Here is a 4,401-nt window from a genome sequence, read left to right as displayed (position 1 = left end):
TTATGGAGCGCTTTGATTTCGCATCGATCTTCAAATCTTAAGTGTTGTCCTCTTTCGCGAGGTAGGGTATTAATGGTATTATTTAGGTAGTCCATAGTGATTGCCTCCGGTTAATTTTGTGTTGTAACTTAATTTTACCATTGATGCAATCCTATGGATCTTTTTATTTAGTTTTAGTGTTCAATTTCATTCTACAATTTACGAAAACGTATTAATTTATTTATCGGGGAAAACTTTTTTATTCAATTCCATCAGTACAGTTGTAGATAAGGCCAATCCTGTTGCAATAGCCCAATGCATTAAGCCAAAAGTATCTGGGATTGAGAATACCCCTCTAACAACCGGTAAAAGAGTGATACCATATAGACCTAAACAAGCAATAAAGGCCATTAATATAAATTTGTTAGTAAAGAATCCTGCTTCAAAACTAGTTTGAGTAGTCGAACGCGCAGGGAATACTTGCAATGTTCTAGATAAAATAAGTGTTGTAAAGGCCATCGCTACACTTATCTCAGCTGAGTACTGCAACCCAATAAACTGAGAAATGATAACCGCTAGACCGATTAAAGAACCCCGGAATATAACTGTGCTTAAGGTTTTTCCTGAGAAAATAGACTCATCAGGATCTCTCGGTGATTCATTCATGACGTTAGGTTCTCTAGGCTCTAATCCCAAAGCAATAGCAGGAAGGGAATCATTAGCTAAGTTAATAAAGAGTAATTGTAATGCTGTAAAGGGGTTAACCCAATCGAGTATTAAAGCAACTAAAATCGCAATAACAGCACCTAAGTTACCTGAGAATAGGTAAGCAATAGCTTTTTTAATATTACTGTAAACCGTACGCCCGACATCAACCGCATGAACGATAGATACAAAGTTATCATCTGTCAAAATCATAGCAGAGGCATCTTTAGCCACATCTGTTCCACTACCCATGGCTATCCCGATGTCAGCTTGTTTTAAAGCAGGGGCATCATTCACTCCATCTCCAGTCATTGCGGTCACCTGGTTTTTCTTTTGCCAAGCATCTACGATTCTGATTTTGTTTTCTGGAGTAACACGCGCATAAACTGATATTTTTTCTAACTTGTCCATCAGCTCATCATCGCTTAACGCGTCTAATTCTTGTCCGGTATAAGCAAGGTCACCTTCCTTGAAAATATTCAAGTCCCGACCAATGGCTCGTGCAGTCGTTTTATGGTCACCAGTAATCATGACAGTTTTAATTCCTGCTTTTTCTGCATCCTGAACGGCGTGATACACTTCTTCTCTAGGAGGATCGATCATTGCAAGTAAACCGACAAAGATTAAATCACTTTCATCTTCAACTTCAATAGTATCTTTTTCAATAGGCTTGTAAGCGAAAGCTAACACACGAAAGGCCTGGTCAGAGAACTTTTCGTTTTGCGCTTTGAGAGCCTCTAATCGTTCTTCTGTTAATTCGACAATTTCACCGTTCAGCTTAATACGTGAGCACAAGTCGAAGATAATATCTGGCCCACCTTTGGTTAAGAGGTGTTTTTCACCATTGATTTCATGCACGGTTGACATGCGCTTTCTGCTTGAATCAAAAGGCAGCTCGAGTAAACGCGGGTATTTCTTACGGATTTCTTCATAGGGTGCATCTTGCTTGTTACTGTAAGCAATTAAAGCCACTTCCGTCGGATCACCGCTCGATTCCCCTTTTTCATCAATATTGGAATCATTCGCTAGTACGGCTATTTGCATGAGTAATCTTTCAGACTCTGACCACGTTTGCTTATCCCCTGAGAACAAGTTTGATTCACCATTTGGAATAAATGCATCCACTACCGTCATTTTATTCTGAGTTAAAGTACCTGTTTTATCAGTACAGATAACACTAGTTGAGCCCAGTGTTTCAACTGCGGGCAATTGTCTGATAATCACATGCTGTTTAGCCATTTTATTTGTTCCAACAGATAAGACAATCGTTACGATGGATTGGAGAGCTTCAGGAATAGCCGCAACAGCCACAGCTACCGCAAACATAAAGGCGTTAACTAATGGAACAGTATAGTCTTGTGAATCTCCTGAGAAGATTCGAACAGTTTGAATAGCAAAAATGAGAATGGATAAAATCAGAATACCAATACCCAGTTTTTTACTGAAATCTTCCAGCTTTCGTTGGAGAGGGGTTTGTTTGGCTTCTGCACTTTGAATCAACTGGGCGACTTTACCCATTTCTGTTTCTTCTCCAATAGCTGTGACAACCATTTTTCCTCTACCGTAAGTGACAAGCGTGCCACTATAAGTCATATTACTTCTATCCGCAAGAGGGGCATCTTCTTCCAGCTTATCAACGAATTTATCTGAAGCAACCGATTCACCTGTTAATGCCCCTTCTACGACTTGAAGAGATTCCGCTTCAATCAGTCTTCCGTCTGCTGGAATATTGTCTCCCGCTTCTAAAAGAACAATGTCCCCTTTGACCAGTTCTCTAGCCTCGACATTTTGTGGACGCCCATTTCTAATGACTGTAGTCGTTGGAGTAGCCATTTGTCTTAAAGACTCTAAAGAATCTTCTGCCTTTTTTGTTTGAACGACACTTAAGATTGAATTGATGATAAGCACCGCAAAAATAATGAGAGATTCAGCAGCTTTTCCTAATACGATTTGCACGATGGCAACGATAAGCAAGACGATAACCAATGGGTCTTTAAAGGTATCAATGAACATAGAGAGTGTAGACTGTCTATCTTTTCTACTGATTTCATTAAACCCTTGTTCTTCTTGCCGCTTTTTTGCATCCTCCGTCATAATTCCTTCGGTAGAGGTGTTTAAAGACGACAATACCGTTTCAATACTTTCTTTATAATAATCCATTTTCTTTCCTTTCTATGCTTTTGGAGTGAGATAAAAAAAGACGCATACGGAAAAACTCACTCACTTCCGTATGCGTCTTACTATTTAATACAGCACCAGCAGATAAATTATCTACGGTTGGTGGCACTGTAGCAGTAAAAAACTGCCAGTTACTCCCGCACTTCTTATTTTAATGTCAAACTTATTATACATAAGGGAAGGAAAAAAAAGCAAGTTAATTCACTTTCAAATGAGGGGAGAATATGTGTTAAGTGTTGTTCGATTAGGACTAAACCAGAATCACTTGATAAACGACCACCATCATGAGAATCAATTAAATTATTGTTGAATTTTACGGCATTTTCTTGTAAAGTAACCACTGAGAGAACCCTTTTCTATGGTGGTTTGTGGTGAATTAACCATATCAGAAAGGGGGTCTTTTTTCATCACCTAATGGGTGATGAAGCAGATTACTTTAAAGACTATTAAATCAATGTTAGGAAAGACTATTAGTAAAACTATGAATTATTCAGGATGTATACTATATATTATAATCGTAGAAACGAACAATAGCAATGAGCAATTGGCAATTATTGATATGCACTCAACCCAGAATATGACCATCAACAACTACTTCTTTTGCTAAACGGTTGAACCTTTAAAGCAAAACTAATTTGCATGGGTGAGCTCAATTCAGCATATAAACCATATTCCCTTAAAACACACCCCAAATCCATCACTTTACCAACCATCAAAAAATAAAGAAACCCCTGAAAACAGCTTAAATAGCAACTCTTCAAGGGTATCTCTATTTATTTTTTATTCAGCAATACTACCGTCTCCACGTGAGAGGACATGGACAACATTATCATTATAAAGATGGTAGTGTTAAATGGAAAGATAAGGATCCATACTCGCGTGGTGGAAACAATGAGGAATAACAAAAGACCCCCCTGGCATAATAATTGATATAATAATGGATATGTTCCCACATACTAAAGTCCACTGTGGATATGTTCCCTCAAAGAGAACTTCAACTAAGAATATTTAGGTTTTTAATTATTGACAGCTATCCCTTCATCTCAAAACACGTGGAAGTGGTTTCAAAACTTGTCAGAGTTAAAGATATAGAATGATAGAGATAAAAAGGATGTCATAGTAATAGAGACATCCTTTAAAAAAAACAGCCACCAAGTGGTTAAATGCACAAGGGGCTGTTGCTATATCGAATTAGTTGACGCTAATTCAGATATGAATCTAAACCAAAATGGTTAGACGAAAATATTTGCTTAATTCATTTTAGCATTATGGCATAGGTTTTGCAAGAGCTCCAGAAAGGAGCATCCTATGTGGATTTGTGTAAAAGAATATACAAACCGTTGGGGTAAACGCATGATTGCGGCTGAATATGGTCGAATATGTTGGAGATTTTATATCCCATGTAAGAAAAAACGTAAATCGTAAATTGTAGAATGAAATTGAACACTAAAACTAAATAAAAAGATCCATAGGATTGCATCAATGGTAAAATTAAGTTACGACACAAAATTAACCGGAGGCAATCACTATGGACTACCT

1 protein-coding gene is annotated in these 4,401 nt (G+C 37.7%); it reads right to left on the bottom strand.

The window, feature by feature from the left end; translation table 11 throughout:
* Positions 1 to 216 precede the first annotated feature (216 nt).
* A complete protein-coding gene (locus RVY80_RS10125) occupies positions 217 to 2,844 on the bottom strand; it encodes a cation-translocating P-type ATPase (protein WP_317330537.1) in 2,628 nt (875 codons plus the stop codon).
* Positions 2,845 to 4,401: the final 1,557 nt, after the last annotated feature.

This window comes from Veillonella absiana (assembly GCF_032970865.1).
Lineage (GTDB): Bacteria > Bacillota > Negativicutes > Veillonellales > Veillonellaceae > Veillonella > Veillonella absiana.
The sequence above is the reverse complement of the archived record's forward strand: the minus strand, read 5'-3'. Positions and strand labels throughout refer to the sequence as shown.